The 4218-nt window shown below is 68.7% G+C and carries 5 protein-coding genes; all 5 read right to left on the bottom strand.

Going from position 1 to position 4218, the window contains the following annotated elements:
• Positions 1–1749 (bottom strand): AAA family ATPase (locus WAX14_RS18340; protein ID WP_422629479.1); only part of this gene is annotated, 1749 nt, incomplete at its 3' end.
• Between the two features lie 22 nt (positions 1750–1771).
• The gene (locus WAX14_RS18335; RefSeq protein WP_422629478.1) at positions 1772–2065 is read right to left on the bottom strand and encodes an acylphosphatase; all 294 of its coding nucleotides are present in this window, start codon (positions 2063–2065) and stop codon (positions 1772–1774) included.
• A gap of 10 nt (positions 2066–2075) precedes the next feature.
• Positions 2076–3005, bottom strand: coding sequence for an SMP-30/gluconolactonase/LRE family protein (locus WAX14_RS18330; protein WP_422629477.1), 930 nt, complete (start codon positions 3003–3005; stop codon positions 2076–2078).
• Between the two features lie 31 nt (positions 3006–3036).
• A complete protein-coding gene (locus tag WAX14_RS18325) occupies positions 3037–3474 on the bottom strand; it encodes an OsmC family protein (RefSeq protein WP_422629476.1) in 438 nt (145 codons plus the stop codon).
• 121 nt (positions 3475–3595) lie between these two features.
• On the bottom strand, positions 3596–4218 hold a 623-nt coding region (mutM, locus tag WAX14_RS18320; RefSeq protein WP_422629475.1), incomplete at its 5' end, for a bifunctional DNA-formamidopyrimidine glycosylase/DNA-(apurinic or apyrimidinic site) lyase.

Here is a 4218-nt window from a genome sequence, read left to right as displayed (position 1 = left end):
GCCGGCAGGCAGGTCGCCGCCGTCGACGGGTCCGGCCGCACCGGACGTCACGAAGGCGACCCGTCCTTGATCCGCGTCGTCGAGGGCGGTGACCGCGGCGAGCGCGGCCTGCACCGATTCGGCGGCGACCGCGTCGGCGGCGGGACCGAGCGCCGCGGCGATCGCGGTCTCGTATCCGGGTTCGACGTGCAGCCGCTCCGCAAGGGAACCGAGCAGACCCGTATCGGGTCGGTGTTCGAGAAGCCAGGCGGCGCCGTCCTTGCGTTCGAGACCCATCGACAGTGCCTCGATGCGCGCGCCGAGCGACGCCACCTCTTTTCCTGCCGCACGCTCCGCGTCCTGCAGCTCCTTGACACGGCCGTCGGCGATGCGCAACGTCTCGAGCGCGCGTTCGTGCTGAGCGTCCGCATCGACTTCCCCGGCGTCGAGGTCGTCGATCCGGGACTGTGCGGTCTCGAACTCGGCCTGCGCGGCGACGCCACGGAGCCGGGCTTCCTCGATGGCGACGGTGAGCCGTGCGACCTCCGCATCGATGGATTCGGCGCGGGTACGCATCGTGTCGACCTGGCCGGACAGTCGGGCGAGGCCTTCGCGGCGGTCGGCGACGGCACGCACCGCGGCCAGGTGCGCTCGTTCGGCGGTGGCGGCTGCGTCCTCCTGCATCGCGAGGTGTTCCCGGGCGGCCTCCAGGGTGCCGTGTGCGATCTCGACGGCTTCGAGGAGTTCGGCTTCTTCTTCCGCGATGCGGTCGGCGCGTGCCTCCATCTCGTCGGGGTCCTGCTCGGGCCTCGTCGCGGGCGTCTCGTCGAGATGCCGGGCGCGTTCCTGGGCGATGCGTACCGTCGCGCTGAGCCGTTCGGCGAGCGCCGACAGCCGGAACCAGGTTTGCGACGCCGCTTCGGCCCCCGGTGTCAGTCGCGCGACGGCCTGCTCGTGCTGGGCAAGCTCGGCGTTCGCGTCGTCGAAGGCGGCCAGCACGTGGTCGAGGCGGTCACGCACGATCCGTTCCTGCTCGTCCTGACCGGCGAAGTCGGCGCGGCGGCTGACCAGGTCGTCGGCGGCCAGGCGCAGCTTCGCGTCGCGCAGGTCTGCCTGAATGGTGTGGGCGCGCCGCGCGACCTCGGCCTGACGTCCGAGCGGTTTGAGTTGGCGGCGCAGTTCGGCGGTCAGATCTGTCAAACGGGCGAGGTTCGCTTGCATCGCGTCGAGCTTGCGGACCGCCTTTTCCTTGCGGCGGCGGTGTTTGAGAACGCCGGCGGCCTCTTCCACGAACGCGCGCCGATCCTCGGGACGCGACTCGAGGATCGCGGAGAGCCGCCCCTGCCCGACGATGACGTGCATTTCGCGGCCGATGCCGGAGTCGGAGAGCAACTCCTGCACATCCATGAGGCGGCACGAGGTGCCGTTGATCTCGTATTCTCCGGCGCCGTCCCGGAACATACGGCGGGTGACCGATACCTCGGAGTATTCGATGGGCAGCGCGCCGTCGCTGTTGTCGATGGTCAAGGTGACCTCGGCGCGACCGAGCGGTGGTCGTCCGGTGGTGCCGGCGAAGATGACGTCCTGCATCTTGCCGCCGCGGAGTGCCTTGGCACCCTGCTCCCCCATCACCCAGGTCAACGCATCGACGACATTCGACTTCCCGGAGCCGTTGGGTCCGACGACGCACGTGATGCCCGGTTCGAAACGCAGAGTCGTCGAGGACGCGAAGGACTTGAAGCCCTTCAGCGTCAGACTCTTCAAATACATGAGGAAAAACCCTACCCGCGTGCTACCGCTCGACGAATCCGGCCAGATCTCCGCGCGCCGCGTCCCACGATTCGACGACGAGACGAACCTCGCCGGGAGTGTGGTCCGACCGCAACCACGCGAGAAGTCGGTCGAGGTCGGCGCGCGGGCCTTCCGCGATGACGAGCACACGTCCGTCCGGATGATTGGTGGCGTGCCCGACGAGTCCGAGTTCGAGTGCCCGGGCGCGGGTGAACCACCGGAATCCGACACCCTGCACCCGGCCGTGAACCCACGCGGTCAGACGTTCGGCCGAGCCGGATACGGGGGTGTTCATGTGCGCCCTCCTATTCGGACGCGGACTGTTCGACCGCGGGATGTGCTGCGCGCACCGTGCCGTCGAACCCGGTGGTGTAGATCGTGTTCGGATCCCAACCCGGCCCGGTGCCGAACGCGACCGACGACACGAGCGGGATGCCCTCCGCGACGCGGCAGGAGTCACCGGTGTCCGGGTCGACCCGCAGGATGGCGCCGGCCACGTTCAGCGCGATGTACAGCGCACCGTCCGGACCGAGGGCCAGGTCGTCGGGTGCTTGCAGCAGTCCGAAGCCGGGCAGGTCGATGCTCCGGACCGGACCGGTGAGGTCGGCGGCGTCGAGCACGTGCAGCCGGTTGACCTGTTCGAAGGTGGTGACGGTATAGACCGTGTCGCCGTCGACCTCGATGCCGTTGACGGAACCGAGGTCGGTGCGGATCACGTGCGCTTCGCCACCGGCGGGTACGTGGGTCAGGCCGACGGTGCCGATGTCGCGGGACGTGAGCAGCGAGCCGTCGGGCAGCACACCGAGCCCGTTGGGCATGACCAACCCGGTTGCGACGGTGCGGCGTTCCCCGGTGTCGAGGTCGACGGTGTCAATGGTTCCGTCCGCCGTATCGGTCATGCCGGCACTCGTGGTGTTGCCGACGTTCAGGTAGGCGGTGTCGCCGTCGACGACAATCCCGCCCGGCCCGGTGACATCGCCGAGGACGGTGTCGACCGTGCCGTCGGGCGCGACGCGGCGCAGCGCGCCGTCACCGGCCGGCGAACCGTCGGAGACGAGGAGCCCTCCGCGCCCGTCGAATTCCAGATTCTCGAGCACCCCGAGCCCCGACGCCACCGTACCGACGGTGCGTGGCACGCAGGCCGCAGGATCGGCATTCGCCGACGGCACCGCGACCATTCCGAGGACCGTCGCGGCAGCGGCTCCGACCGCCATCCGTAGTGTGTTGTTCCCCATCGTCTCCCCCTTGTGCCCTACTCGTGCCCGATCACTCGTCCGCGGTGATCGTCAGGCTCACCGTCGTTCCGGCCTCGAGCGTACGGCCGACCGTGCACACCTTCTCGACGGACCGCTCGACGAGCGCCACCAGACGCTGCTGCGCGTCGGCGTCGAGCGCAGACAGGTCGAGGACCATTTCCTCCTCGAGATGCGGGTACACCTCGTTCTCGCGGTCCGCGGCACCGGAGACCCTGATGGTGGCGTCGTAGTCGTCGCCGAGCCGGCGCGACAGCGGGAAGTCCGAACTCATTCCGGAGCAGGCGGCGAGTGCGATCTTCAAGAGTTCACCCGGCGTGAACACACCCTCGACGGTGTCGGAGCCGATGAGCACTTCGGCGCCGCGCGAGCTGCGTCCTGTGTAGCGGCGGGTGCCGGTGCGCTCGACCCACAGGTCGGTGGGCGGGGTGTCGGGAGTCTGGTCGGCCATGCCCCGAATCCTGCCACGGCTCCCCGACAGTCTCGTCACCGAGGATCGCCCATCCGCCGTACGTTTCGACATCCGCCGGACACGCGCCGCTGTCCATCCGCTGTGTGGAAGCCGGAAGGAATCAGACGTAGCGGGCCCGGGGCCGCGGCTGACATTTCGGGCAACTGTAGGACGAGCGGTTCATGAACTTCTCCCGCCGGATCGCGGTGCCGCAGCGTGAGCAGGGCTGGTTCTCCTGGCCGTACACATCCAGGGAACGATCGAAGTAGCCGGATTCGCCGTTGACGTCGACGTAGAGCGCGTCGAACGAGGTTCCGCCTTGCGCGAGTGCCTCACCCATCACGTCCCGCGCCGCGTCGAGCACCGTGTTCAGCTTCGGGCGTGACAGCGCGTCGGTGATTCGTCCACCGTGAATCTGTGCGCGCCATAAGGATTCGTCGGCGTAGATGTTGCCGACCCCGGACACCACGGTCTGATCGAGCAGTGCGCGTTTGATTTCGGTGTGCTTGCCGCGCAGTGCTGTCACGACGGCGTCGGCATCGAAGCGGGGGTCCATCGGATCGCGGGCGATGTGCGCGACCGGTGTCGGCAGCAGATCACCGTCGACGTCGACGAGCGGCGCCAGTGCCCAACCACCGAAGGTCCGCTGATCCACGAATCGCAGATCCGCGCCGTTGTCGAGCACGGCGCGGATACGCAGATGCTTCTCGTCGGGCACCGTCGGCGGCTGTACAAGCATCTGGC

Source organism: Rhodococcus sp. (in: high G+C Gram-positive bacteria) (assembly GCF_049299235.1).
GTDB lineage: Bacteria > Actinomycetota > Actinomycetes > Mycobacteriales > Mycobacteriaceae > Rhodococcus.
This window is presented reverse-complemented; position numbering and strand designations above follow the sequence as displayed.

Excerpts from the sequence above, each read along its gene's own strand:
- WAX14_RS18335 (WP_422629478.1), bottom strand. The coding sequence starts at position 2,065 with ATGAACACCCCCGTATCCGGCTCGGCCGAACGTCTGACCGCGTGGGTT.
- WAX14_RS18330 (WP_422629477.1), bottom strand. The coding sequence starts at position 3,005 with ATGGGGAACAACACACTACGGATGGCGGTCGGAGCCGCTGCCGCGACG.
- WAX14_RS18325 (WP_422629476.1), bottom strand. The coding sequence starts at position 3,474 with ATGGCCGACCAGACTCCCGACACCCCGCCCACCGACCTGTGGGTCGAG.